Source organism: Roseomonas fluvialis, assembly GCF_022846615.1.
Taxonomy (GTDB): Bacteria; Pseudomonadota; Alphaproteobacteria; order Acetobacterales; family Acetobacteraceae; genus Neoroseomonas; species Neoroseomonas fluvialis.
On sequence record NZ_AP025637.1, the window covers coordinates 1 to 23,504 of the forward strand.

The following is a 23,504-nucleotide window of genomic DNA, read 5'->3' on the forward strand; positions in this document are numbered from 1 at the left end:
GGCACTGGGGGGTGGTTCGTCCGATCGTCCGAGAAGGGCGGCGACGAGGAGTTCGGGGAAGGAACCCCGACGCAGGGTCATGAGGGGGGCGAGGGATCGCATGGAGAAGCCAGCCGGTTCGGGTCAGCCGCTCTCCGCCGCGACGATGGGCGAGGCCTGGGCACGGATCCGCGGTCGCCTGCGCGAGGAAGTCGGCGAAGTCGAGTACCGGACCTGGCTGCGCCAGATGACGCTCGCGGGCATCGATGGCGACGAGGCCGTGGTCGTGCTGCCGACACGCTTCCTGCGCGACTGGGTCCGCAGCCACTACGGCGATCGGCTGAGCGCGCTGTGGCAGCAGGAGAGCCCGGCCGTGCGGCGCGTCGATGTGCGGCTGGGCCAGCAGCGTGCGGTGCCCGCCGGCGAGGATGGCGATGAGGCGGCAGCGCCGGACCGCGAGGCTTCGGCGCGGCGCACCGGCCTGGCGGAACCGCTTGCCACGGGCCGTGGGGCGGCGCGCGTCACCGATGCGCGGGGTGATTGGTCGGCGCCGCTCGACCCGCGCTTTACCTTCGACACCTTCGTGGTCGGTAAGCCGAACGAATTCGCCCATGCCTGTGCGCGGCGCGTGGCCGAGAAGCCCGCCTTGCCGGGCTTCAACCCGCTGTTCCTGTATGGCGGCGTGGGCCTGGGCAAGACGCACTTGATGCACGCCGTCGCCTGGGCGATCCGGGCGGGAGAGCCGTCGCGCAACGTGGCCTACATGAGCGCCGAGAAGTTCATGTACCGCTTCATCGCCGCGTTGCGCAGCCAGTCGACCATGGAGTTCAAGGAAAGCCTGCGGTCGGTCGACGTGCTGATGGTGGACGACCTGCAGTTCCTGATCGGCAAGGACAACACGCAGGAGGAGTTCTTCCACACCTTCAATGCGTTGGTCGATGCCGGCAAGCAGATCGTCGTCAGCGCGGACAAGTCGCCATCCGACCTGAACGGGCTCGAGGACCGGCTGCGCACACGGCTGGGCTGCGGCATGGTGGCCGACATCCACGCCACGACCTACGAATTGCGCCTGTCGATCCTGGGTGCGAAGGCCGCGGCGGCGGGCGTCGAAGTCCCCAAGAGCGTGCAGGAATACCTCGCGCACAAGATCACGTCGAACATCCGCGAACTGGAAGGCGCGCTGAACCGGCTGATCGCGCATGCCAACCTGTTCGGCCGCACCATCACGCTCGATGGCGTGCAGGAAGTGCTGCAGGACATCCTGCGCGCGCACGACCGCCGCGTCACGATCGAAGAGATCCAGCGCAAGGTCGCTGAACACTACAACATCCGCCTGACCGACATGAGCAGCGCTCGGCGCGCGCGCGCCGTGGCCAGGCCGCGCCAGGTGGCGATGTACCTGGCGAAGCAGCTCACCTCCCGCTCGTTGCCCGAGATCGGCCGGCGCTTCGGCAACCGCGACCACACCACGGTGATGCACGCGGTATCGCGCATCTCGGAACTGATGCAGGCGGATTCCGCCTTCGCCGAGGATGTCGAGCTGCTGCGGCGGATGCTGGAGACGTAGGTCTTGCTTCTCTGACGGCGTGCCGTCGCGCCTTGCGATAGCGGATCGCGCTGCGATCCGGACGCAAGCGCGGCGGCCGGCACCTACCGGTGAGCGTGCCCCCCCCATGCGCCGGCCGCCCCGCCCCGCCCGGTTTCCCCGGCTTTCCTGGCTTTCCCCCCTGGAATCCCGCTGATATGGTGCGGCCCCCTCGGCCGGCCGCCGCGCGGGCCGATTCGGTGCCGGCGGCCGCGGGGGGACCTCAGGGGGACACTGGTGGTCCCGCATCGCGTGATGCGGCGGCCGCCTCAGGATCGGGGCGTCAGGCTGCGATGAAGTTCACGGTCGACCGGGCAGTGCTGCTCAAGGCTCTCGCGCATGTGCAGAGCGTTGTGGAACGGCGCAACACCATCCCCATCCTCGCGAATGTGCTGATCGACGCGAAGACCGAGGGCAGCCTCACGCTCACCGCCACCGACATGGAGATCGCGGTGGTCGAGGACGTGGCGGGCGTGACTGTCGCGCGCGGTGGGCGCACCACCGCGCCGGCCGCCACGCTGTACGAGATCGTGCGCAAGCTGGCCGACGGCGCGCGTATCGAATTCGACCATGGCGGCGGCGATGGACCGCTCAGCCTGCGTGCGGGCAAGTTCAACACCACGCTGTCGGTGCTGCCGGTCGACGATTTCCCGTCCATGACCGAAGGCAAGATGCCGACGAAGTTCGCGATCAAGGCCGGTGTGCTGCGCGACCTGATCGACCGCACGCGCTTCGCGATCAGCACCGAGGAAACCCGCTACTACCTGAACGGCATCTACCTGCACGCCGCCGAGAGCGACGGCGCGCCGGTGCTGCGCGCGGTAGCAACCGACGGCCACCGCCTCGCGCGCGTCGAGGAACCGCTGCCCGAAGGTGCGAAGGCGATGCCCGGCGTGATCGTGCCGCGCAAGACGGTGAACGAGGTGCGCAAGCTGGCGGAAGAAACGCAGGACGAGATCGAGATCCGCCTGTCGGACACCAAGATCCGCTTCGGGCTCGGCACCGTCTCGCTGACCAGCAAGCTGATCGACGGCACCTTCCCGGAATACGAGCGCGTGATCCCGCGCGGCAACGACAAGAAGCTGACCGTGCCGAAGAAGGATTTCGAGGAGGCGGTGGCGCGCGTGGCGGCGATTTCGTCGGAGCGCTCGCGGCCGGTGAAGCTGTCGATCTCGCGCAACAACCTGCTGCTCTCGGCTGCCAGCCCGGAGCAGGGCCAGGCGCAGGAGGAGCTCGACAGCGACACCGTGTCGTATGAGAGCAGCCCGCTCGAGATCGGCTTCCAGGCGCGGTACCTGACCGACATTACGGCGCAGATCGGCGAGAATGTGGAGTTCCTGTTCGCGGATGGTGCGGCGCCGACGATCGTTAAGGACGCAGCGAAGCCCGAGGCGCTGTACGTGCTGATGCCGATGCGGGTCTAGAGCAGATCCCGACAGATGGAATCATCTGGTCGGGCGAAGATGCTCGCGAAAACAACGGGCTAGAGTCGTTACAGTGAGCCAAGGCGAACGAAAACGGCTCTAGCGCTTCGACTGACCCCAGACGATTGCCCCCGCGGCCCCTGCGATAGCGATGGATTCGGCCGCCAGTCGGATCACAAGGTCGTTGCGTGACAACACTTCGACGCAGCGGGCCGGGTCGCCTTGATCATAGGCGATCGGCACGCTGTCCTCGGCGGCGCGCGACGGTGCCGGCAGGGAGCTCACGACGATTCTCCCCGTCACCGGCCGCCCGTCCGGCAGTTGGAAGACGACAACGCGGCGGTGTGCCGGAAGCCAGGACCGCTTTTCCAGTATACGGGCCGTGGCATGCGGCCAGATACGCAAATGATGGGCACGGCGGATAAGCCGCAGGATCCCGTGGACCCAGACCGCCAGCAACGCAAGAAGCAGGCCCCCGAACACCACACCTGCGCTCACGCCGTTGCCTCCGCCCGTGATCGCGCCGGGACGGGGCAGACGGCATCATTTCCGCACTGCCGCGCTGCTGGTATCGGGTAGCCCGTGCGCCATCGTCCTTCTCCCAGTCTGCTGCTCACGCGGTTGATGCTGCAAGACTTCCGCTCCTGGCCGGTGCTGGAGGCGCATTTCACCGCGCCCATCGTCGCCATCGCCGGCGACAACGGCGTCGGCAAGACGAACCTGTTGGAGGCGATCTCGCTGCTCGGCGCCGGCCGTGGCTTGCGCGGTGCGCGCATGGGTGAACTGGGCAGACGGGCCGACGGCCTGGCACGCCCGTGGGCCGCGGCCGGGCGCTTCGCGACGCCGGAGGGTGCCTTCGATCTCGGCACCGGATCAGACCCTGATGGCGCTTCCGACCGCCGCGTCTTCCGCCTGGATGGTCAGGCGGTGCGCACGCAATCCGACCTGGCGGACCGCGTAGCCGCCGTCTGGCTGACGCCCCAGATGGACCGGCTGTTTCAGGAAGGGGCATCGGGCCGACGACGCTTCCTCGACCGGCTCGCCTGGGCGCTTGAGCCAACCCATGCGCGCGAGGTGGCCGCGCACGACAATGCCATGACCCAGCGGAACCGGCTGCTCGCGCAGGGCCGGGGCGATGCGCGTTGGCTGGCGGGGCTGGAGGATGCGATGGCGCGCCATGCCGTCGCCGCCACAGCCGCGCGGCGCGCGCTGGCGCAGCGGCTGAACGCGGTGCTGGCAGCCGGCAGTGCGACCGGCACCTTCCCGCCCGCGCGGATGGACCTGGCCTGCCCGATCGCGACGGCCTTGGCCGACCAGCCTGCGCTGGCCGTCGAGGACATGCTGCGGGCCGCGCTGGCCGCCGACCGCCGGCGCGATGCCGCCGCCGGTGGCGCCGCGCGTGGCGCGCATCGCGCCGACATGACGCTGGTGCACCTGCCCAAGGACCAGCCTGCCGATCTGTGTTCGACCGGCGAACAGAAGGCGCTGCTGATCTCGACCGTGCTGGCCCATGCGGCGCTGATCGCGGAGGCCCGCGGCTTCGCCCCCCTGCTGCTGCTGGACGAGGTGGCGGCGCATCTGGATACCGCACGCCGGGAAGCCCTGCTCGCCGCCCTGGCGGCGCTGCCCGCGCAGGTCTTCCTGACCGGCACGGAAGCCGAGGTTTTCCGCCCTTTGCGGGGCATCGCGGACATCTTCGAGGCGAGACCTGGAATCCTGGTCCCGTCAGGCGAAACCGGGTCGCCTTGAGGGCCGAAAGTGCCTATATTGCAGACACGCTTCAGACCCCCTTCCAGCAGGAGAGAGCGCGCCGCATGAGCGAGCCCGCGCGTCCCGAATCCGACGCCTACGACAGCGCCTCCATCACCGTGCTTCGCGGCCTCGAAGCCGTGCGCAAGCGGCCTGGGATGTATATCGGCGACACCGATGACGGATCAGGCCTGCACCACATGGCCTTCGAGATCATCGACAACGCGGTCGATGAGGCGCAGGCCGGCTTCGCCACATCCTGCCACGTCACGCTGAACGGCGATGGCAGCGTGACCGTGCGCGACGACGGGCGCGGCATCCCGACCGACATCCACGCCGAGGAAGGCATCTCCGCGGCCGAGGTCGTGCTGACGCGGCTGCATGCCGGCGGCAAGTTCAACCAGAATTCCTACAAGGTCTCGGGCGGCCTGCATGGCGTGGGCGCGGCGGTGGTCAACGCACTGTCCGAATGGATGGAAGTGCGCATCTGGCGCGACGGGCAGGAGCACCGCCTGCGTTTCGAACACGGCGAGACCGTCGTGCCCTGCACGCTGGTCGGCCCGTCGGACCAGCCGAACGGCACCGAGGTGACCTTCAAGCCCTCCGCGCTGACCTTCACCAAGACCGAGTTCGACTTCACGGTGTTGGAACGGCGCCTGCGCGAACTCGGCTTCCTGAATTCGGGCCTGGCCATCACGCTGCGCGACGAACGCCATACCGATGTGCAGGAGGCGGTGTTCAAGTTCGACGGTGGCCTGGTCGCCTTCGTGGAATGGCTCGACAAGGGCAAGACCCCGATCTTCGCGCAGCCGATCAGCGTGATGTCGAAGGATCACGACGGCATGCGCGTCGAGATCGCGGTGCGCTGGAACGACAGCTACCACGAGACGATGCTCTGCTTCACCAACAACATCCCGCAGCGCGACGGCGGTACGCATTTGGCTGGCTTCCGCCAGGCGCTGACGCGCGTGGTGGGCAAGGTGGCCGAGGGGCTGGCGAAGAAGGAGAAGTTCGCGCTCGCCGGCGAGGATATGCGCGAGGGGCTGACCGCCGTTCTCTCGGTGAAGGTGCCGGACCCGAAGTTCAGCAGCCAAACCAAGGAGAAGCTGGTTTCCTCTGAGGTGCAGCCGATCGTGCACATGGCCGTGGCGGATGCGCTGACCCATTGGTTCGAGACGCATCCGAAGGAAGCCAAGGACGTCGTCAGCAAGATCATGGACGCCGCCGCGGCGCGCGAGGCGGCCCGCAAGGCGCGCGAACTCACGCGGCGCAAGGGCGTGCTGGACGTGTCCTCGCTGCCCGGCAAGCTCGCGGATTGCCAGGAACGCGACCCGGCGAAGTCGGAACTCTTCATCGTCGAGGGTGACAGCGCCGGCGGCTCCGCCAAGCAGGGGCGCGACCGCGCCTTCCAGGCGATCCTGCCGCTCAAGGGCAAGATCCTGAACGTCGAGCGCGCGCGCTTCGACAAGATGCTCGGCAGCCAGGAGATCGGCACGCTGATCACGGCGCTCGGCACCGGAATCGGTCGCGGCGAACCGGCCGATGGCGGCTTCGATGCGGGCAAGCTGCGCTACCACCGCATCGTCATCATGACCGACGCGGACGTGGACGGGTCCCACATCCGCACGCTGCTGCTGACCTTCTTCTTCCGCCAGATGCCGGAACTGCTGGAGCGCGGACACCTCTACATCGCGCAGCCGCCGCTCTATCGCGCCAAGCGAGGCAACGAGGAACGCTACCTGAAGGACGACCGCGCGCTCGAGGACTACCTGCTCGAGAAAGCGACCGGTGGCGCGTCGATCCGCTTCTTCGATGGGCGGCTGCTGACCGCGGTGGATCTCCAGACCGAGGTCGAGTTCCATCGCCAGGCGACATCGCGCATTCGACGCCTGGCCGGCCAGGTGCCGGCCGATATTGTCGAACAGGCATCGGTGGTGGGTGCGCTGACGCTCGATGCCGACCGCGCCACCGCGGCGGCGCAGGCGCTCGCCGCGCGGCTGAACGCTCTGGCGCCGGAGAACGAGCGCGGCTGGGTCATCAGCAGCGGCGAGAACGGGGTGACCCTGGCGCGCACCGTGCGCGGCGTGAACGAACGCCACACGCTGGACGCCACCGCGCTGCGTAGCGCCGAGGCGCGCTGGCTGGACGAACGCCGCGACCGCCTGGCGGCCGATTTCGCCGGCGGGCCGGCGGTGCTGTTGCTGGGGTCGAACGAAGTCTCCACGCACGGCCCCATGCAGGCCTTCGACCGGCTGATCGCCGAGGGGCGCCGCGGGCTTGCCATCCAGCGCTTCAAGGGGCTGGGCGAGATGAACCCCGACCAGCTCTGGAAGACCACGCTCGACCCCGCTGTCCGGACGCTTCTCAAGGTACGGATCGAGGATGTGGAGGATGCCGAGCAGGTCTTCTCCACCCTGATGGGCGACCTGGTGGAGCCGCGGCGCGACTTCATCGTCGGCAATGCGCTGAAGGTGGCAAACCTGGACGTGTGATCAGGACTTCCCACGGCGGCCGGGGCGCGCGACCATTGCGCACCCAGCAGCCGCGAGGTCCCGCCATGTCGCTCACCAACCAGCCCGATCCCGAGGAACGCCGGCGCGTCGTCGCGCAGGATCTGCAGAACGTCATGCACCCGATCCTCCAGCACAAGGCGCTGGAGAAGTCGCAGATGGTGGTGACCGGCGCGCGCGGGTCGACCATCACCGACGCCGATGGCACGTCGTATCTCGACGCCATGGCCGGGCTGTGGTGCGTGAACATCGGCTATGGCCGCACCGAGCTCGCGCAGATCGCCGCCGAGCAGATGGAGCAGATGGCCTACTACCCGCACACGGCCATGAACCTGCCCGCCGCGCGCCTGGCCGAGCAGATCAACACGCTGATGGGCGGCGACTACCACACCTATTTCGTCAATTCGGGCTCGGAGGCGAACGAGGCCGGCTTCAAGGTGGCGCGGCAATACGCCAAGCACGAATTCCCGGGCCAGTTCCGCTTCAAGACCATCGCGCGCCACTACGCCTATCACGGCACCACGCTCGCCACGCTGGCGGCGGGCGGCATGGGCGAGCGCAAGATGAAGTTCGAACCCTTCGCCGGCGAGTTCATCCATGTCCCGGCGCCGACCTGCTACCGCTGCCCCTACGGCCTGGAATACCCGTCCTGCAAGACGGCCTGCGCGACCGCGATCGAGGCGACGATCCAGTCCGAAGGCCCGCAGACCGTCGCGGAAGTGATCGTCGAACCGATCATGTCCGGCGTCGGCGTCGCGGTGCCGCCCGATGACTACCTGCCGAAGGTCGAGGCGATCTGCCGCAAGTACGACGTGCTGCTGCATGTCGATGAGGTCATCAATGGCTTCGGCCGCACCGGCAGGATGTTCGGCCACCAGCACTACGGCATCAGCCCCGACATCATGGCGGTGGCGAAGGGGATCGTCTCCGCCTACCTGCCGATCGCCGCGACAGTGGTGAAGAACCGCGTGTTCGAATCCTTCCTCGGCGAGGTCGCGGAATCGCGCCAGGTGATGCAGGTGAACACCTATGGCGGGCACCCGGCCGCCGCCGCGGTGGCGGTCCGCAACATCGAGATCATGCTCGAGGAAAAGCTACCCGAGCGCGCCGCCACCATGGGCGCCTACCTGATGGACCAGCTGCAGGCCGCGCTGTGGAAGCACGGCATCACTGGCGATATTCGCGGCAAGGGCCTGCTGATTGGCATCGAACTGGTGACCGACCGTGACTCCAAGACGCAGCTCGATGGCGCGCTGGTCGGCGGCGTGGTGGAATTCTGCAAGGCGAATGGCGTGATCGTCGGGCGCTCCGGTGGCGGGTCGCGACATTCCAACACCATCGTGCTGTCGCCGCCGCTGGTGATCACGCGCACCGAATGCGACACGCTGGTCGAGGTGCTGGACCGCGCGCTGGGCCATACCGTGGCGAAGATGGCCGGCGCCGCCTGACCCAGCCCCTGCCGCGCATGCCCTGGGCGCTGCTGGCCGCAGCGTGCCTGGGCATGTTCGCCGCGTCATCGAGCGGCACGACGCGCGCGCCGTTCCTCATCGACATGGCGCGCGACCTTGGCGCCAGCCTGCCGCTGGTCGCAAACCTGATGGCGTTGACCTCGATCAGTTGGGGCATCACGTCGTTGATGGCGGGCGCGGCTTCGGATCGCTGGGGGCGGCGGCCCTTCCTGATCGGCGGGCCGATCGGGTTGGCGCTGTGCCTGGTGGGTGTCGCGGCATCGCCGGGCTACTGGAGCGTGGCGCTGGCGGTGACGCTCGCGGGCGCCTTCGCGGGCGGCTTCACCGGCGTGATCATGACCGAGGCCTCGGCCCGCACGGTAGATCGCCAGCGCGGGCGGGCACTCGGCTGGGTCATGGCGGGGCAGTCGCTGTCGCTGCTGGTGGGCGTTCCCCTGGCGGCCTGGGCGGGCAGCGTCATCGGCTGGCGGGGCGTAAGCCTCAGTGTCGGTGCGATCGCGCTGCTGGCGGCGCTGGGGTTGTTCGCCACGACGCTGCGCCCCGTTGCGGTGCGCGCTGCCTCCGCCGCGCGGCCCACCATGCGCGGTGCGATGACCGGCCCGGTGCTGCGGTTGCTCGCGATGGGGGTGGCGGAGCGCGTCTGCTACGGCGTGTCGGTCGTGTATTTCGCGACCTTCCTGCAGGTGTCCTACGGGCTGACGCCGGCCGGCGTGGCGATTCCGCTGGCGGTGATCGCGCTGGGCAATATCCTCGGCACGGTGGTGGGCGGTCAGATGGCGGACCGGCTGCCGAACCGGTTGCATGTCTTCGCCGGCGCGATGGTCGGATCCGCGCTCATTGCGCTGGTGCTCTACACCTGGACGCCGGGTCTTGTGACGACCGTCGCGGTGGGTTTCGCCTACATCTTTGTCAATGCCACCGCGCGACCCTCGCTGATGGCCGCGCTCGCCAACGTACCGGACGAGGTGCGTGGCACGGTGCTCGGGCTGAACGTTACCTCGGCCAGCTTCGGTTGGCTGGGGGCGACCGCCATCGGTGGCTGGGTCATGGTGAGCTTCGGTTTCGCCGGCTTCGGGCCTTTGGCGGCGGGTTCGGCGTTGATCGGCGCGGCGCTGGCGCTGGCGAGGCGCTGAGCAGGGGTTGCGCAAACCGCGCAGCGCGGGAACCATTCCGTGCATGACCGACGCCTTCGACCCCATCAGCCTCGAGATCCACTGGTCTCGCCTCATCTCCATCGCCGACGAGGCCGCCACCGGCCTGTTGCGCACCGCTTTCTCCACCATCGTGCGCGAGTCGAACGACTTCGCGACCGTGCTGATGGACCGCAACGGCGACAGCGTCAGCGAAAACACGGGCGGCATCGCGTCGTTCTCCTGCATCCTGCCCAAGACCACGAAGCACTTCCTGGAACGCTTCCCCGCCGAGACCTGGCGGCCGGGCGATTGCGTCATCACCAACGACCCGTGGCTCGCGACCGGGCACCTGCCGGACTTCACGGCCGTCACGCCGGTTTTCCATCGTGGCGCGTTGGTGGGCTTCGCGGGATCGATCGCGCATTCGCCGGATGTCGGCGGGTCGCTCTGGTCGGCGGATTGCCGCGAGCTGTTCGAGGAAGGCATCCGCATCCCACCCGCGCGCCTGTATCGCGAAGGCCAGCGCAACGAGGACCTGGTGGACGTGCTGCTGTCCAACGTCCGCGTGCCGCGCCAGGTTATGGGCGACCTGGAAGCGCAGGTTGTCGCAAACCAGGTCTGCGCGCGCGGCGTGGCAGAATTCCTCGGCGACACCGGCCTGCCGGACCTGCAGGGCCTGTCCGTCGCGCTGTCGCAGCGCACCGATGCGGCGATGCGCCGCGCCATCGCCGCCCTGCCCGACGGCACCTGGCGCAGCACGCTGGAAGCGGACGGCTTCGACGAAGCAATCACGCGCATCCAGTGCGAGGTCACCATCCGCGGCGACACCATGCATATCGACTTCGCCGGCACCTCGCCGCAGGTCGATCGCGGCATCAACTGCGTGATGAACTACACGCATGCCTATTCGGTGTATCCGGTGAAATGCGCGCTCGATCCCTTCACGCCGCGCAACGAGGGATCCTACCAGGCGATCACCGTGGCTGCGCCCGACGGCAGCATCCTGAACCCGCGCTTTCCCGCGCCGTGTTCCGCGCGGCAGCTCACGGGGCATCTGCTGGCGGGCGCGATCTACAAGGCGCTGGCGCCGGTGATGCCCGAGAAGATCATCGCCGAATGCGGCGGCGCGCCGACCATGCGCGCGCTGTTCAGCGGTTACGACATCGAGGGCGACCGATTCTCGCAGGTGTTGTTCGCGAGTGGCGGCATGGGCGCATCGCCGCATCGCGACGGGCTGCCGACGACGGCCTTCCCGACCAATGTCGGCGCGGGGTCGATCGAGGCGTACGAAAGCGTTGCGCCGCTGCTGGTGTGGAAGAAGCAGCTGCTGCCGGATTCCGGCGGCGCGGGGCGCTTCCGCGGCGGGCTCGGCCAGGATGTAGAGATCGAGGTTCGCGCGCCGGATGCGGTGCGGCTCTCGTTGCTGTCGGACCGGCGCGACCATCCGGCGCAGGGCGTGCTCGGTGGCGCCGCCGGTGCTGCGGCGGTGATCGAACTGGCGGATGGCACACGCCCGCATCCGAAGTCGCGCAGCACGGTCGCGGCCGGTGCGCGGCTGCGGATGCACTACCCCGGCGGCGGCGGATACGGCGACCCGAAGGACCGCGACCCTGCGGCGTTGGCCGAGGATATCCGCAACGGCTACGTCACGCCGGAAGGTGCTGCGCGCGACTACGGGGTGAAGTCATGAACGCGACGGCTCGCATTGGCGTGGACGTCGGCGGCACCTTCACCGACTTCGTACTGCACGACCCCACGCGCAACCTGGTGGCGACCGGCAAGCGCCTGACCACGCCGGATGATCCGTCCGAAGCCATCACCGCCGGCATTGCGCGACTGCTGGAGGAAACCGGCTTGCCGCCCGGCGCGCTGCATTCGGTGGTGCACGGCACGACGCTGGTCACCAACACCATCATCGAGCGCACCGGCTGCAAGGTCGGCCTGCTGACCACCGAGGGGTTTCGGGACTCCATCGAGATCGGCAAGGAAACCCGCTACGACTTGTATGACCTGTTCCTGGAACCCGCGCCCACGTTGGTGCCGCGCGCGCTGCGGCTCGAAGTGCCGGGGCGGCTCGATGTGCACGGGACGGAACTGAAGCCGCTCGACGAAGACGCCGTGCGCCACCAGGCCGATGCGCTGGTCGCGCAGGGTGTCGAGGCCATCGCCATCGGCTTCATGCATTCCTACCGCGACCCACGCCACGAACGCCGCGCGGCGGAGATCGTGCGCGCCGCGCATCCGGGCATCGCCATCACGCTGTCCTCGTCCGTCGCGCCGGAGATCCGCGAATTCGAACGCATCTCCACCGCCTGCGCGAACGCCTATGTGCAGCCGCGCATGCTGCGCTATCTCGACCGACTTGAGGCGCGGCTCGCGGAGATGGGCGTGACCGGTGCGCTTTACGTGATGCTGTCCGGCGGCGGCATCGCCTCCGTGCAGGAAGCGAAGGACTACCCGATCCGGCTGATCGAATCCGGCCCCGCTGCGGGCGCGATGGCGGCGTCGTGGCTGGCGAAGCAATCGGGCCTCGATCACGTCGTGTCCTACGACATGGGCGGCACGACCGCGAAGATGTGCCTGATCGAGAACGGCGCGCCCGACCGCAAGTTCGAATTCGAAGCGGGCCGCGTGCGGCGCTTCCAGAAGGGCTCCGGCCTGCCGTTGAAGGTCAGCGTGGTCGACATGATCGAGATCGGCGCCGGCGGTGGGTCCATCGCGCGCGTCGAGGAAGGCTCTGGCCTGATGAAGGTCGGGCCGCGCAGCGCTGGCGCGAAGCCGGGGCCGATCTGCTACGGGCGCGGCGGCACGGAGCCAACGGTCACCGATTCCGACCTGGTGCTCGGCCGGCTCGACCCCTCCTACTTCCTGGGCGGCGAGATGGCTCTCGACCTCGATGCGGTGAAGCGCGCCGTCACCGACCGGCTCGCGACCTCGTTGAACGTCACGGCGGATGATGCCGCGCTGGGCATCCGTCGCATCGTTGATGAGACCATGGCGGCTGCCACGCGCATGCACCTGGCCGAGAAAGGCCGCGACCCGCGCCGCTACACGCTGATCGCCTTCGGTGGTGCGGGGCCGGTGCATGCCTGCGACCTGGCGCGGCTGCTCAAGATGAAGCGCGTGGTGGTGCCGCTCGGTGCTGGCGTGGCGTCCGCGCTCGGCTTCCTCGTCGCACCACCGGCAACCGACCTGGTGCGATCCCTGGTCGGCCGGATCGAACGTGTCGACTGGGCGAAGGTGGCGGAGCTCTACGCGGAGATGGCGGAGGAAGCGCGCGCGCTGCTGACCGGCGCAGGCGCGGACCCCGCGACCATCGTGTTCCGCCCCGCCGCCGACATGCGCTATGTCGGCCAGGGCTTCGAGATTCCCGTGCCGCTGCCGACTCTCACGCCCAACGCCTCCGACCTGCCGGCGATCCGCGAATCCTTCCTCGCCTCCTATCGCGAACGCTTCGGCCGCGCGCTGGATGAACTGCCGATCGAGGCCCTCACTTGGCGCCTCGCCGCCGCCGCCCCTGGCCGCGACATCGACATGAAGGGCGCAAACATCATCGAGGGCCGCACGGCCAAGCGCGGCACGCGGCGTGCACTGTTCGAACACCATGGCTGGCAGGACTGCACCGTGATCGACCGCTACGCGCTGGCTCCTGGCGCATCCTTCGCCGGCCCCGCGCTTGTGGAGGAACGCGAATCCACCTGCGCCATCCCGCCCGGCGCGACCGCCTCGGTCGACGCCTTCCGCAACCTCGTCATCGACCTTCCTATCCCGCAGGAGGCCACGCCATGACCACGCTGCATCGCCGCGCGCTGCTCGCCGCGACCCTCGCCGTGCCCGCGCTGCGCACGGCCAACGCCCAGACACCCTGGCCCGCACGGCCCGTCACGATGGTGAACCCCTGGCCCGCCGGTGGGTCGTCCGACACCATGACGCGGCTCTTCGCGCAGCGATTCGGCCAGATCTTCGGCCAGAATGTCGTGGTCGAGAACCGCGCCGGTGCGTCGGGCACCATCGGGCACAACCATGTCGCGCAGCAGCGGCCCGATGGCTACACGCTGCTGTTCGCGACCAACAGCACCTATGCCATCGCGCCGCATCTGATCAGCCCGCTGCCTTACGACAATCGCGCGGCCTTCACCGGCATCTCGCTGGTGGCGCGCACGGCCCAGTCGGTCTGCGTGCACCCTTCAGTGCCGGTGAACACCATCCAGGACTTCCTGGCTTACGTCCGCGCGCGGCCGGGCGAGATCAACTTCTCCTCCGCCGGCATCGGTGCCACCAGCCACCTCGCTACCGAACTCCTGATGGCGGCGGCGGGGCTGAACATGGTGCACGTGCCCTATCGCGGCGGAGCGCCCTCCGCGCAGGCGGTCATCGCGGGCGAGACCAAGATGTCCTTCATCGACGCCATCACCGCGCTGCCGCATCGCGCGGGCGGAACGTTGAAGGTGCTCGCGGTCAGCACCGCCACGCGCTCACCGCTCGCGCAGGATGTGCCGACGCTGCAGGAGGCGGGAGTCGCGGGCTTCGAATCCTCGACCGACATGGCGCTGATGGCGCCGGCCAACCTGCCGGAACCCATCGCCGCGCGCCTTTCGCAGGCGGTGCGCGCCGCGGTGACCGACGCTGCCTTCCGCCAGCAGATCATCGCGCAGGGGGCCGATCCGGTCGGCAGCAGCCCGGCGGAATTCGCCACCTACTGGACGGCGGAATCCGAGAAATGGGGTGGGCTCATTCGCAGCCGCGGCATCCGCATGCCGGGCTGATCAGCGCGCGGGGCCTGCAGGTGGCACGGTCTGCGCCACGCTAGGGCGCGACTGCGCCGCATCGAACAGCGCGGCCAGGGCCGGACGCGCCAGGCGCCATGCGAAGATCGTGTGGCGCCGCTCGCAATACCCCAGCAGCGAGACCAGCGCGAACCAGGCCGCATCGCGTTGGGTAAACACGCCGGTCGCGGCATCGCGCTCCAGCGCATCGGCCACGCGCACCGCGCGCAGCGCCTCGAGCGCGATCACGCCTGGCGAACGTTCATGCTCTGGCCGGCGCAATTCGCGGTTCCACACTGCGATTCCATCCATCATGCCGAGCACGCGCCCATAGGCGGCCAGCGCGCGCGGCCGGTCCGCACCGGGCAGCAGCCGGCGTTCCGGCGGCACCAGCGCATCGAGCATCATAAGGACCGGCGTGGTCTCGGTGATGGTGGTGCCATCCGCCAGCACCAGCGAGGGCACGCGGCCGACCGGGTTGAACGGCAGCAACACGGATGCCGGGTCGCGCAGCGTGGCTTCCTCGACGGCGACGCGGTCCTGCAGGTCGAGCTCGATCACCGCCATGCGGGTGATGCGGGAATAGGGGGAACCGGGCGCGTGGAACAGTTTCATGGCGCCACGCTACCACCGCGGATTGACGCCGCCAGCCCGCCGGGCGAATCCCTGCACATGACCGACACGCCCTTCGATCCCGCTGCCCATGGCTGGAAGCACCTGCACTGGCACAATGACGGCTTCCCCACGCTGGTGGGCCCCTTCTGGTCGAAGAAGGAGGGCGAGGGCTGGGCCTATGGCCTGCTGGCAGAACCGCGCCACGGCAATGCGCATGGCATCATCCATGGCGGGATGCTGGTGACCTTCCTGGATCAGATCCTGGGTGCAACGTGCTGGGAAGCGGCCGCGCGCGGGCCTGTCGTAACCATCCAGCTCAACACGCATTTCGTCTCTGGCGCGAAGGCGGGCGAGTTCCTGGAAGCGCGGGCCGAGGCGGTGCGCACGACGCGATCGGTGGTGTTCGTGCGTGGGCAGATCACGACCGGCGGGCGCATCGTCGCGACCGCGGACGGCGTGTGGAAGCGGCTGGGCGCGCCGTAACGCCCTGCGCTACCCTGGCCGGCAACGACCAGGGAGGAAAGCACCATGCGCAGCGCCGTCATCGTCTCGACCGCCCGCACGCCGATCGGGCGTGCCTATCGCGGCGCCTTCAACGACACCAACGCGCAGACGCTGGGCGGCCACGCGGTGCGCGCCGCGGTCGAACGTGCGCAGCTCGACCCGGCCGAGGTCGAGGATGTCATCATGGGCGCGGCCCTCCAGCAGGGCTGCCAGGGGTCGAATGTCGGGCGTCAGGTGGCGCTGGCGGCGGGGCTGCCGGACTCCGTGCCGGGCATGTCGCTGGACCGGCAGTGTTCCTCAGGCCTGATGGCGATTGCCACTGCGGCGAAGCAGATCCTGCATGATGGGATGCAGGTCGCGGTCGGTGGCGGGTTGGAATCCATCTCACTCGTGCAGAACGACAAGGCCAACTGGTATCGCCGTGCCGATCCGTCGCTGATGGAGCGCGTGCCCGCGCTGTACATGTCCATGCTGGAAACCGCTGAGATCGTGGCGGACCGCTACGGCGTGTCGCGCGACGCGCAGGACGACTACGCCTTCACCAGCCAGATGCGCACCGCCGCCGCCCAGGCACGCGGTGCCTTTGACGACGAGATCGTGCCCCTGCCGAGCGTGATGAAGTTGGTCAACCGCGAGACCGGCGAGAGCAAAGACGTCGCCACCACGCTCACGCGCGATGAGGGCAACCGCGCCGATACCACCCTCGAAGGGCTGCAGTCGCTCAAGCCCGTGTTCAAGGACGGCATGGTGGTGAAGCAGGGTCGCTTCATCACGGCGGGCAATGCGAGCCAACTCAGTGACGGCGCATCGGCCGCCGTGCTGATGGAGGAGGCCGAGGCCTCGCGCCGCGGCCTGCATCCCTTGGGCATATACCGCGGCATGGCGGTGGCGGGCTGCGATCCGGGGGAGATGGGCATCGGCCCGGTCTTCGCCGTGCCGAAGCTGCTGGCGCAGCACGGGCTGAAGATGGACGACATCGGCCTGTGGGAACTGAACGAGGCTTTCGCCTGCCAGGTGCTGTATTGCCGCGACCGGCTCGGCATTCCGAACGACCGGCTGAACGTGGATGGCGGCGCGATCTCGATCGGCCATCCCTACGGCATGTCTGGCGCGCGCATGGCCGGGCACGCGCTGATCGAGGGCAAGCGCCGCGGTGCGAGGTTCGTGGTGGTGACGATGTGCGTGGGCGGTGGGCAGGGGGCCGCTGGTCTGTTCGAGGTGGCGTGATGCAGGGGGGAGGTAAACCTCCCCCGAGCGTCCCGCTCGGCAGCGACAGCCGACGTCTGTTCCCAGGTGACAAAAGAAGGAGGGGGCTCGGGGGAGTTCCCTCCCCCGACCTTTCCTTTGTTCAGTACCGGTACTGCTCGGCCTTGAACGGCCCCTGCGGCGCGACACCGATATACGACGCCTGCGCCGCGCTCATCTTCGTCAGCGTCGCACCAACCTTCGCCAGGTGCAGCGCCGCCACCTTCTCGTCCAGGTGCTTCGGCAGCACATAGACCTTCTTCTCGTACTTGCCCGGGTTCGCCCAGAGCTCGATCTGCGCCAGCGTCTGGTTGGTGAAGGACGCCGACATCACGAAGGACGGGTGGCCGGTCGCGTTGCCCAGGTTCACGAGGCGGCCTTCCGACAGCAGGATCATGCGCTTGCCGTCGGGGAACTCGATCTCGTCCACCTGCGGCTTGATGTTGTCCCACTTGAAGTTCTTCAGGCCGGCGACCTGGATCTCGCTGTCGAAGTGGCCGATGTTGCACACGATGGCGCGGTGCTTCATCGCACGCATGTGGTCGACGGTGATGACGTCCACATTGCCGGTCGCCGTGACGAAGATGTCCGCCTGCGGGGCGGCCTGCTCCATCGTGACGACCTCGTAGCCTTCCATCGCGGCCTGCAGGGCGCAGATCGGGTCGACTTCGCTGACCATCACGCGGCAGCCGGCGTTGCGCAGCGACGCGGCGGACCCCTTGCCCACGTCGCCGAAGCCGCAGACCATCGCGACCTTGCCGGCCATCATCACGTCGGTGCCACGGCGGATCGCATCCACCAACGACTCACGGCAGCCATAGAGGTTGTCGAACTTCGACTTGGTGACGCTGTCGTTCACGTTGATGGCCGGGAACAGCAGCTTGCCTTCCTTCGCCATGTTGTACAGGCGATGCACGCCCGTCGTGGTCTCCTCCGACACGCCGACGATGTTCTTCGCCAGCTGCGCGAACCAACCCGGCTTGGACTTCAGGCACTCCTTGATCAGCGCGAAGAAGACTTCCTCTTCCTCGTTGGTTGGCTTCTCGAGGAAGGCCACGTCGCCCTGCTCGGCGCGAAGCCCGTAATGGACCAGCAGCGTCATGTCGCCGCCATCGTCCAGCAGCACGTTCGGCGTGCCGCCATCGGCCCATTCCAGGGTGCGGCGCACGTATTCCCAGTATTCCGGCAGCGTCTCGCCCTTGATCGCAAACACCGGCGTGCCGGTTGCGGCGATCGCGGCGGCCGCGTGGTCCTGCGTCGAGAAGATGTTGCACGACGACCAGCGAACATCGGCGCCGAGCGCCTTCAGCGTCTCGATCAGCACGGCGGTCTGGATGGTCATGTGCAGGCAGCCGGCGACGCGCGCGCCCTTGAGCGGCTGGGTCGGGCCGTATTCGGCGCGCACCGCCATCAGGCCGGGCATCTCGTCCTCGGCCATCGAGATCTCCTTGCGGCCCCAGGCGGCCAGGGAGAGGTCCTTCACGACGTAGTCGGTGGCTGCGGACATGCGCTGTGGTCTTCCTGTCTGAACGGAACGTGCCGGGCGGGTAGCACGCGTGGGCGCCCAAGACCAGAGGCGCAGGTGAGATATAAGGATATCTTTATGCGAAGGACGCAATCTGTAGGCAGAGCCGCCGCGGTCCCCTCGCCCGAATGATGTCCGGCGGCACCAGGGTCAGCGCCGCGCGGCGCCGGCACGGCCCTCGTCCTCGGTCTCCTGCTCGTCGCGGCTCGGCGTCACGGCGGCCTCGGCCCGAACTGGCCGGTCGCCCCGGCAGCAGGGCCCGCCCGGCGCCTCCGCCACCGCCGAGAGCGGCGCAAGCCAGATCGCGAAAAGTCCGGTCACGGCGGCACGGCGAATGTTGCGCATGGCGATCGACTTCCTTCGGCGACACAGCCACCTTCCCGGCCCCGCCGGGCGCTGGCGGGGCGGGAAGGTGGCGCTGGCATGGCATGCCGCCGCGCGGCGCGGCGAGTGATGAAGTGTTTCGCTGCGCGTGATCGTGCCGGGCAGGCGAAGGTCCCGGCGGCATTGCGCAGGGTCGCACGACCGGATGGCCGCTGCTGGTTGTGCGGCTACGCCAAGGGCCGCTGCCACCGGACGGGAGGAATCGAATCCCCCGGCCGCCCCGGATCAGTCGTCGTCGTCATCGTCGCGGCTGCGCCGTAGGCGCCAGTCTGGCAGGCGTTGCGGCCCGCCTTGACCCCAGCCGCGCGGGCCGCGTCCGTCGCGCTCGCGCCAGGTCTGCTCCCGCACCCAGCCGCGACGGCCGTGGCGATCCTCGATCACCATCCGGTCCACCCGCGTGCAGCGGCCGTTCGAACAATTCGAGGAGGAATCCGACGATTGGCTGTCGGCCATCGCCGGCGCAGGCACGAGGCTGGCGGCAAGGCCGACGAGGATGGTGAGGCGGCGAAAGCTGGGCATGGCGCGATCTCCCTGACGTGCCAGCCCAACGCAGCGGCGCTGCCACTTCTTCCCCCTGGTGATCAGGCGCGCTCCGTCACGCCCTCCGCGAAGCCCGCCACCAGTTCCCGGATGCGCGCGGGGTCGGATTGCTCCATCACGCGGCGCGCAAAGCGGGCGCAGCCGCCGATGTCCAGCGCGCGCACGGCCTGCTTCACGCGCGGGATCGACGACGCATTCATCGAGAAGGTTCGCACGCCGAGGCCCAGCAGCAGCGGCGTCAGCAGCGGATTGCCCGCCATCTCGCCGCAGATCGACACCGGCATGCGCAGCCGCAGCGCGGCTTCCGTCGCGAACTGCACCAGGCGCAGCACGGCCGGGTGCAGCGGGTCGTACAGGTGCGAGACCTCAGCCTCGGCGCGGTCCACCGCCAGCGTGTACATCGCCAGGTCATTGGTGCCGATGGCAAAGAAGTCGGCCTCCAGCGCGATGGCGTCCGCGGCCAGCGCAGCGCCCGGCGTCTCGATCATCACGCCGAGCGGTGGCAGCTTTTCCGGCAGGCGTTCGCCGCGGCGGCGCAGGCGGCGGGCCACGCGTTCATAGATCTCGCGCGCCTGGCGCACTTCCTCGGGCACCGTGACCATCGGCAGCAGCAGCCGCACATTGCCATCGGCGCCGGCCGAAGCCACGCGCAGCACGGCCGCGAACTGAACCTCCAGCAGTTCCGGGCGCTTCAGCAGCATGCGCAGCCCGCGCAGCCCCAGCGCCGGGTTGCCGCCGGCATGGACCGGAACCACGCCCTCGGCCAGCGCCTCCATGTCCTTCTCGCCGCCCCAGTCGAGCACGCGGATGGTGACCGGCAAGCCCTCCATCGCATCGACCACCTGGGTATAGGCCTCGACCTGCGCGTCCTCGTCGGGCAGGTCCTCGCGGTTCATGAACAGGAACTCGGTGCGCAGCAGGCCGATGCCCTGCGCGCCGGCCTGCGCGATCAGCGGCAGTTCCTGCGGGATCTCGAGATTCGCCTGCAGTTCCACCTGCTCGCCATCGGTGGTCTCGGCCGGCAGGCGACGCAGCTTGCCGAGCTTGGTGCGTTCGCGGGCGAAGGCGGCGAGCCGATCCTTCGCCTCGGCCAGCGTCGCTGCGGTGGGATGCAGCACCACACGCCCGGCCGCGCCGTCGAGCACCGCCGCATCGCCGCGCTGTGCGGCTTCCGTCAGCCCATGGGCCCCGAGCACCGCCGGAATGCCCAGCGCGCGCAGCATGATGGCGGTGTGGCCATCGGCGCCGCCTTCCTCGGTCGCGACGCCGGCGATGCGTGCGGGGTCGAGCAGCGCGGCATCCGCGGGCGTCAGTTCCTCGGCCACCAGGATGCAGCCCTCGGGCAGGTCCTTGAGGCTGCGGAAGGGTGTTGCGGTCAGGTTGCGCACCAGGCGACGGGCGATGTCGCGCACCTCGGCCGCGCGGCGCGCCAGGCCCGCCTTGTCGTCCTCCTTGATCGCCTGGATCGCGGCGATGATGCCCTCGGCCTCGTCGCCGACCGCGGTCTCGGCGCCCAGCAACTCGGTCTCGATCCGCTTGCGCGCGCCGCGGATCAGCCGGGAATTGCCCAGCATCATCAGGTGCGCGTCGAGCAGCGGGGAGATCTCCTCCTGCGCTTCCTCCGGCAGCACGCCGATGCGGGTCTTGAGCTTGCTGATCTGTTTGCGGGAGAAGGCGATCGCGGCGGCCAGCTTGGCGCGCTCGGCCTCGATCGCCTCGGCCGCGATGCGCCGGCGCGGCGCTTCCGCTGGCGGGTCGGAGGTGTCGAAGACCTGCCCGATCGCGACCCCGGGCGAGACGGCGATGCCAGGGATCGCGACCTCGCGCCCGCGTGACTTCGCCTTGGCCTTGGGGGGCTCAGTCTTCATGGAAGCCGGCCTCGCACAGGCCGGCGACCGCCTCGAGCGCTTCCTTGGCGTCCCAGCCCTCGGCCTCGATCATGATCTCGGCGCCCTGGCCGGCGCCCAGCATCATCAGGCCCATGATGGAACAGGCCGGCACGCTCTCCCCGTTGCGCAGCACGTTGATGCAGGCGGAGAAGCGCTCGGCGGTCGTCACCAGCTTGGCCGCGGCGCGCGCGTGCAGGCCGCGGCTGTTGGGGATGCGCACCGTGCGCCGCAGCACCAGGCCCGAGGGGCCGGGGTCGCAGCCGCAGGCATCGGTGGCGATCGTCGGGTCGGCGCCGTCGGACCGTTCGCTCATTGGCCGCCTCCTCCGTTGGGGCGCGTCGGCGCGCCGGCCGCGACATCCTTGCCGCTGGCGATGTACTTCCGCCCTGCGGCCATGGCGTGGTCGACCGCCTCGGCCAGGGGTTCCGTGCCGCGCAGCTTGGCCAGCTTGACCAGCAGCGGCAGGTTGACGCCGGCCAGCACCTCGATGGGCCGGCCGGGGCCGGTCATCTGCATCGCCAGGTTCGACGGCGTGCCGCCGAACATGTCGGTCAGCACCACCACGCCATCGCCCTGGTCGACCGCATCGATCGACCGCCGGATGTCGGCGCGCGTGTGCTCCATGTCGTCCTCGGGGCCGATGCAGACCGTCGCCACCGCCTGCTGGGGCCCCACCACGTGTTCCATGGCGTGCCGCAGCTCCTCGGCCAGGCGGCCGTGGGTGACCAGAACCATCCCGATCATGATACCTGTGTCAGGGCCTCCCGCCCCGCTTCCCGACCCGCGGCACGCGACCCCGCCGCGCCGGCCGGCAGCTCGCGGTGGAACAGTTCCACCCGCCAGCCCTGTGAGAGCAAATGGTGCGCCAAGCGCTCCGCCGCCAGGACCGAGCGGTGCTTTCCGCCGGTGCAGCCGAGCGCGATGGTCAGGTACTTTTTCCCCTCCTGCGCATAACGCGGCAAGAGCGGCGCGAGCATTTCGGTCATGCAGCGCCAGAAGGACGCGAAGTCGGGGTCGGCCTCGATGAAGGCGGCGATCGCTGGGTCCCGGCCGGTCAGTGGACGCAGCGCGTCCACGTAATGCGGATTGCGCAGGAAGCGCAGGTCGAAGACCAGGTCGGCTTCCCGCGGCAGGCCCTTGGGGAAGGCAAAGGACATCACCGAGACGCCCATGCCCGGCGCGCCTTCCACGCCGAAGCGGCGTTCGATCATGCGGCGCAGGTCGGGCAGCGGCAGGTCGGAGGTATCGACCAGCAGTTCGGCCGTCTCGCGCAGGGGCGCCATCAGCGCGGCCTCCCGCGCGATACCGTCGGCCACGGTGGCGCCGAGCGGGCCGCCGGGCGCCATGGGGTGCCGCCGGCGTGTCTCGGTGTAGCGGCGCAGCAGGACATCGGGCTCCGCCGTGGCAAACACCAGCGTCGCGGAGATGTCCGGGCGCAGGCGCAGCCGTTCGAGCAGGCGCATCGCCGCTTGCGGGTCGAAGTCCCGCGTGCGGGTGTCCACCCCCGCGGCGAGCGGCTGGTCGCCGTCGCCGACCAGCGCCTCGAGCACGCCGAGCGGCGGGTTGTCGACGGTCTCATAGCCGAGGTCCTCGAGCACCCGCAGGATCGAGGCCTTGCCGGCCCCGGACATGCCGGTGACCAGCACCACCTGGCGGCGCGCGGGAAGGGGCATGTCCATCAGGCCGCGAAGGCCCCGGCGCGCTGGGCGCGGCGCCCGGTCGCGGCATCGAGCGCCCAGGCCAGCTTGTCGCAGGCCGACGCCTCGAACCCATGCAGCGCGATGCGCGGCACTCCGGCCGGCGGCCAGGCGGCGGGCAGCGGCAGGCGCACCACGTCGGCGGGCGCGACCAGGTCCACCACCAGCGCGAGGCTGGCGTCGTCGGCCACCGGCAGCGCCTGGAAGATGCCCAGGCCCCGCACTTCGAGAAGACCGCGCAGGGCTTCGGGTGCGCGCACGGCGAGGCCGTCCAGCAGCACCTGGTCATCCGCCACCAGATCGAAGCCCCGATCCATCAATCGCAGCGCAAGGTCCGACTTGCCGGCGCCGGGGGGACCCAGCAGCAGCACGGCCGAACCATCGCGCGCAACGCAGCTTCCGTGGATACGCATCCCAGCTGGGTCATCCCGTCAGGCGGCGGACCATGGCAGAAATGGGGCACCCGGAAAAGCGCCAGCTTCGCCGCCCC

At 69.3% G+C, this 23,504-nt stretch carries 21 protein-coding genes; 11 read left to right on the top strand and 10 right to left on the bottom strand.

The genetic code is table 11. The features are described 5' to 3' along the window. Nucleotides 1-100: 100 nt before the first annotated feature. Together dnaA and dnaN are read left to right on the top strand one after the other, a co-directional pair. Entirely contained in the window at nucleotides 101-1,546 is a 1,446-nt protein-coding gene (gene dnaA / locus MWM08_RS00005) for a chromosomal replication initiator protein DnaA (protein WP_244457421.1), read from the top strand. A 311-nt stretch (nucleotides 1,547-1,857) separates the two neighbouring features. Continuing rightward, nucleotides 1,858-2,988, top strand: a complete 1,131-nt coding sequence (gene dnaN, locus MWM08_RS00010; protein WP_244457422.1) for a DNA polymerase III subunit beta — start codon at nucleotides 1,858-1,860, stop codon at nucleotides 2,986-2,988. 99 nt (nucleotides 2,989-3,087) lie between these two features. On the opposite strand, the gene MWM08_RS00015 is transcribed toward dnaN, so the two are convergent. Further along, nucleotides 3,088-3,486, bottom strand: coding sequence for a hypothetical protein (locus MWM08_RS00015; protein WP_244457423.1), 399 nt, complete (start codon nucleotides 3,484-3,486; stop codon nucleotides 3,088-3,090). Nucleotides 3,487-3,612: 126 nt separating this feature from the next. On the opposite strand from MWM08_RS00015, the gene recF reads away from it, so the two are divergent. The 7 genes from recF to MWM08_RS00050 all read left to right on the top strand — a co-directional run bounded on the left by recF (nucleotide 3,613) and on the right by MWM08_RS00050 (nucleotide 14,615). Then, nucleotides 3,613-4,737, top strand: a complete 1,125-nt coding sequence (gene recF / locus MWM08_RS00020; RefSeq protein ID WP_244457424.1) for a DNA replication/repair protein RecF — start codon at nucleotides 3,613-3,615, stop codon at nucleotides 4,735-4,737. Between the two features lie 65 nt (nucleotides 4,738-4,802). Further along, nucleotides 4,803-7,229: a DNA topoisomerase (ATP-hydrolyzing) subunit B gene (gyrB, locus tag MWM08_RS00025; RefSeq protein WP_244457425.1), complete on the top strand. Its 2,427-nt coding sequence runs from the start codon at nucleotides 4,803-4,805 to the stop codon at nucleotides 7,227-7,229. A 65-nt stretch (nucleotides 7,230-7,294) separates the two neighbouring features. Next, nucleotides 7,295-8,695, top strand: a complete 1,401-nt coding sequence (locus MWM08_RS00030) for an aminotransferase (protein ID WP_244457426.1) — start codon at nucleotides 7,295-7,297, stop codon at nucleotides 8,693-8,695. Nucleotides 8,696-8,712: 17 nt separating this feature from the next. Continuing rightward, complete coding sequence (locus MWM08_RS00035; RefSeq protein ID WP_244457427.1) at nucleotides 8,713-9,849, top strand: MFS transporter; 1,137 nt, start codon at nucleotides 8,713-8,715, stop codon at nucleotides 9,847-9,849. A 43-nt stretch (nucleotides 9,850-9,892) separates the two neighbouring features. Further along, complete coding sequence (locus tag MWM08_RS00040) at nucleotides 9,893-11,539, top strand: hydantoinase B/oxoprolinase family protein (protein WP_244457428.1); 1,647 nt, start codon at nucleotides 9,893-9,895, stop codon at nucleotides 11,537-11,539. Continuing rightward, on the top strand, nucleotides 11,536-13,638 hold the full coding sequence (locus tag MWM08_RS00045) for a hydantoinase/oxoprolinase family protein (RefSeq protein ID WP_244457429.1): 2,103 nt from the start codon (nucleotides 11,536-11,538) through the stop codon (nucleotides 13,636-13,638). The genes MWM08_RS00040 and MWM08_RS00045 overlap by 4 nt, the downstream gene beginning before the upstream one ends. Further along, nucleotides 13,635-14,615, top strand: a complete 981-nt coding sequence (locus tag MWM08_RS00050; protein WP_244457430.1) for a Bug family tripartite tricarboxylate transporter substrate binding protein — start codon at nucleotides 13,635-13,637, stop codon at nucleotides 14,613-14,615. The genes MWM08_RS00045 and MWM08_RS00050 overlap by 4 nt, the downstream gene beginning before the upstream one ends. Here the strand turns inward: MWM08_RS00050 and MWM08_RS00055 are convergent, their stop codons facing one another. Next, nucleotides 14,616-15,230, bottom strand: coding sequence for a glutathione S-transferase family protein (locus MWM08_RS00055; protein WP_244457431.1), 615 nt, complete (start codon nucleotides 15,228-15,230; stop codon nucleotides 14,616-14,618). It abuts the gene before it with no gap. A gap of 57 nt (nucleotides 15,231-15,287) precedes the next feature. Between MWM08_RS00055 and MWM08_RS00060 the strand changes: the two genes are divergently transcribed. Then, nucleotides 15,288-15,713: a PaaI family thioesterase gene (locus tag MWM08_RS00060; protein ID WP_244457432.1), complete on the top strand. Its 426-nt coding sequence runs from the start codon at nucleotides 15,288-15,290 to the stop codon at nucleotides 15,711-15,713. A gap of 45 nt (nucleotides 15,714-15,758) precedes the next feature. Next, a complete protein-coding gene (locus MWM08_RS00065; protein WP_244457433.1) occupies nucleotides 15,759-16,961 on the top strand; it encodes an acetyl-CoA C-acyltransferase in 1,203 nt (400 codons plus the stop codon). Between the two features lie 121 nt (nucleotides 16,962-17,082). Here MWM08_RS00065 and ahcY read toward each other — a convergent pair whose 3' ends face one another. From ahcY to MWM08_RS00105, 8 genes are all read right to left on the bottom strand, one after another. Beyond that, nucleotides 17,083-18,486 carry an adenosylhomocysteinase gene (gene ahcY / locus MWM08_RS00070; RefSeq protein ID WP_244457434.1) on the bottom strand — a complete coding sequence of 468 codons (1,404 nt, stop codon included), beginning with the start codon at nucleotides 18,484-18,486 and terminating at the stop codon, nucleotides 17,083-17,085. 168 nt (nucleotides 18,487-18,654) lie between these two features. Then, nucleotides 18,655-18,849 carry a hypothetical protein gene (locus tag MWM08_RS00075; protein ID WP_244457435.1) on the bottom strand — a complete coding sequence of 65 codons (195 nt, stop codon included), beginning with the start codon at nucleotides 18,847-18,849 and terminating at the stop codon, nucleotides 18,655-18,657. A 264-nt stretch (nucleotides 18,850-19,113) separates the two neighbouring features. Then, complete coding sequence (locus MWM08_RS00080) at nucleotides 19,114-19,407, bottom strand: hypothetical protein (RefSeq protein ID WP_244457436.1); 294 nt, start codon at nucleotides 19,405-19,407, stop codon at nucleotides 19,114-19,116. A gap of 62 nt (nucleotides 19,408-19,469) precedes the next feature. After that, a complete protein-coding gene (gene ptsP, locus MWM08_RS00085) occupies nucleotides 19,470-21,296 on the bottom strand; it encodes a phosphoenolpyruvate--protein phosphotransferase (protein WP_244457437.1) in 1,827 nt (608 codons plus the stop codon). Then, nucleotides 21,286-21,630, bottom strand: a complete 345-nt coding sequence (locus tag MWM08_RS00090) for an HPr family phosphocarrier protein (RefSeq protein WP_244457438.1) — start codon at nucleotides 21,628-21,630, stop codon at nucleotides 21,286-21,288. The genes ptsP and MWM08_RS00090 overlap by 11 nt, the downstream gene beginning before the upstream one ends. Further along, nucleotides 21,627-22,061: a PTS sugar transporter subunit IIA gene (locus MWM08_RS00095; RefSeq protein ID WP_244457439.1), complete on the bottom strand. Its 435-nt coding sequence runs from the start codon at nucleotides 22,059-22,061 to the stop codon at nucleotides 21,627-21,629. Before MWM08_RS00095 ends, MWM08_RS00090 begins: the two co-directional genes overlap by 4 nt. Further along, nucleotides 22,058-22,996 (bottom strand): RNase adapter RapZ, encoded by a 939-nt coding sequence (rapZ, locus tag MWM08_RS00100; RefSeq protein ID WP_244457440.1) that lies wholly within the window; start codon nucleotides 22,994-22,996, stop codon nucleotides 22,058-22,060. Before rapZ ends, MWM08_RS00095 begins: the two co-directional genes overlap by 4 nt. After that, nucleotides 22,996-23,427, bottom strand: coding sequence for an HPr kinase/phosphorylase (locus tag MWM08_RS00105; RefSeq protein WP_255751378.1), 432 nt, complete (start codon nucleotides 23,425-23,427; stop codon nucleotides 22,996-22,998). Before MWM08_RS00105 ends, rapZ begins: the two co-directional genes overlap by 1 nt. Nucleotides 23,428-23,504: the final 77 nt, after the last annotated feature.

What these genes read in the sequence shown, in the direction of transcription:
- dnaA (WP_244457421.1), top strand. Translation starts at nt 101, where the DNA reads ATGGAGAAGCCAGCCGGTTCGGGTCAGCCGCTCTCCGCCGCGACGATG.
- dnaN (WP_244457422.1), top strand. Translation starts at nt 1,858, where the DNA reads ATGAAGTTCACGGTCGACCGGGCAGTGCTGCTCAAGGCTCTCGCGCAT.
- recF (WP_244457424.1), top strand. Translation starts at nt 3,613, where the DNA reads ATGCTGCAAGACTTCCGCTCCTGGCCGGTGCTGGAGGCGCATTTCACC.
- gyrB (WP_244457425.1), top strand. Translation starts at nt 4,803, where the DNA reads ATGAGCGAGCCCGCGCGTCCCGAATCCGACGCCTACGACAGCGCCTCC.
- MWM08_RS00030 (WP_244457426.1), top strand. Translation starts at nt 7,295, where the DNA reads ATGTCGCTCACCAACCAGCCCGATCCCGAGGAACGCCGGCGCGTCGTC.
- MWM08_RS00035 (WP_244457427.1), top strand. Translation starts at nt 8,713, where the DNA reads ATGCCCTGGGCGCTGCTGGCCGCAGCGTGCCTGGGCATGTTCGCCGCG.
- MWM08_RS00040 (WP_244457428.1), top strand. Translation starts at nt 9,893, where the DNA reads ATGACCGACGCCTTCGACCCCATCAGCCTCGAGATCCACTGGTCTCGC.
- MWM08_RS00045 (WP_244457429.1), top strand. Translation starts at nt 11,536, where the DNA reads ATGAACGCGACGGCTCGCATTGGCGTGGACGTCGGCGGCACCTTCACC.
- MWM08_RS00050 (WP_244457430.1), top strand. Translation starts at nt 13,635, where the DNA reads ATGACCACGCTGCATCGCCGCGCGCTGCTCGCCGCGACCCTCGCCGTG.
- MWM08_RS00055 (WP_244457431.1), bottom strand. Translation starts at nt 15,230, where the DNA reads ATGAAACTGTTCCACGCGCCCGGTTCCCCCTATTCCCGCATCACCCGC.
- MWM08_RS00060 (WP_244457432.1), top strand. Translation starts at nt 15,288, where the DNA reads ATGACCGACACGCCCTTCGATCCCGCTGCCCATGGCTGGAAGCACCTG.
- MWM08_RS00065 (WP_244457433.1), top strand. Translation starts at nt 15,759, where the DNA reads ATGCGCAGCGCCGTCATCGTCTCGACCGCCCGCACGCCGATCGGGCGT.
- ahcY (WP_244457434.1), bottom strand. Translation starts at nt 18,486, where the DNA reads ATGTCCGCAGCCACCGACTACGTCGTGAAGGACCTCTCCCTGGCCGCC.
- MWM08_RS00075 (WP_244457435.1), bottom strand. Translation starts at nt 18,849, where the DNA reads ATGCGCAACATTCGCCGTGCCGCCGTGACCGGACTTTTCGCGATCTGG.
- MWM08_RS00080 (WP_244457436.1), bottom strand. Translation starts at nt 19,407, where the DNA reads ATGCCCAGCTTTCGCCGCCTCACCATCCTCGTCGGCCTTGCCGCCAGC.
- ptsP (WP_244457437.1), bottom strand. Translation starts at nt 21,296, where the DNA reads ATGAAGACTGAGCCCCCCAAGGCCAAGGCGAAGTCACGCGGGCGCGAG.
- MWM08_RS00090 (WP_244457438.1), bottom strand. Translation starts at nt 21,630, where the DNA reads ATGAGCGAACGGTCCGACGGCGCCGACCCGACGATCGCCACCGATGCC.
- MWM08_RS00095 (WP_244457439.1), bottom strand. Translation starts at nt 22,061, where the DNA reads ATGATCGGGATGGTTCTGGTCACCCACGGCCGCCTGGCCGAGGAGCTG.
- rapZ (WP_244457440.1), bottom strand. Translation starts at nt 22,996, where the DNA reads ATGGACATGCCCCTTCCCGCGCGCCGCCAGGTGGTGCTGGTCACCGGC.
- MWM08_RS00105 (WP_255751378.1), bottom strand. Translation starts at nt 23,427, where the DNA reads ATGCGTATCCACGGAAGCTGCGTTGCGCGCGATGGTTCGGCCGTGCTG.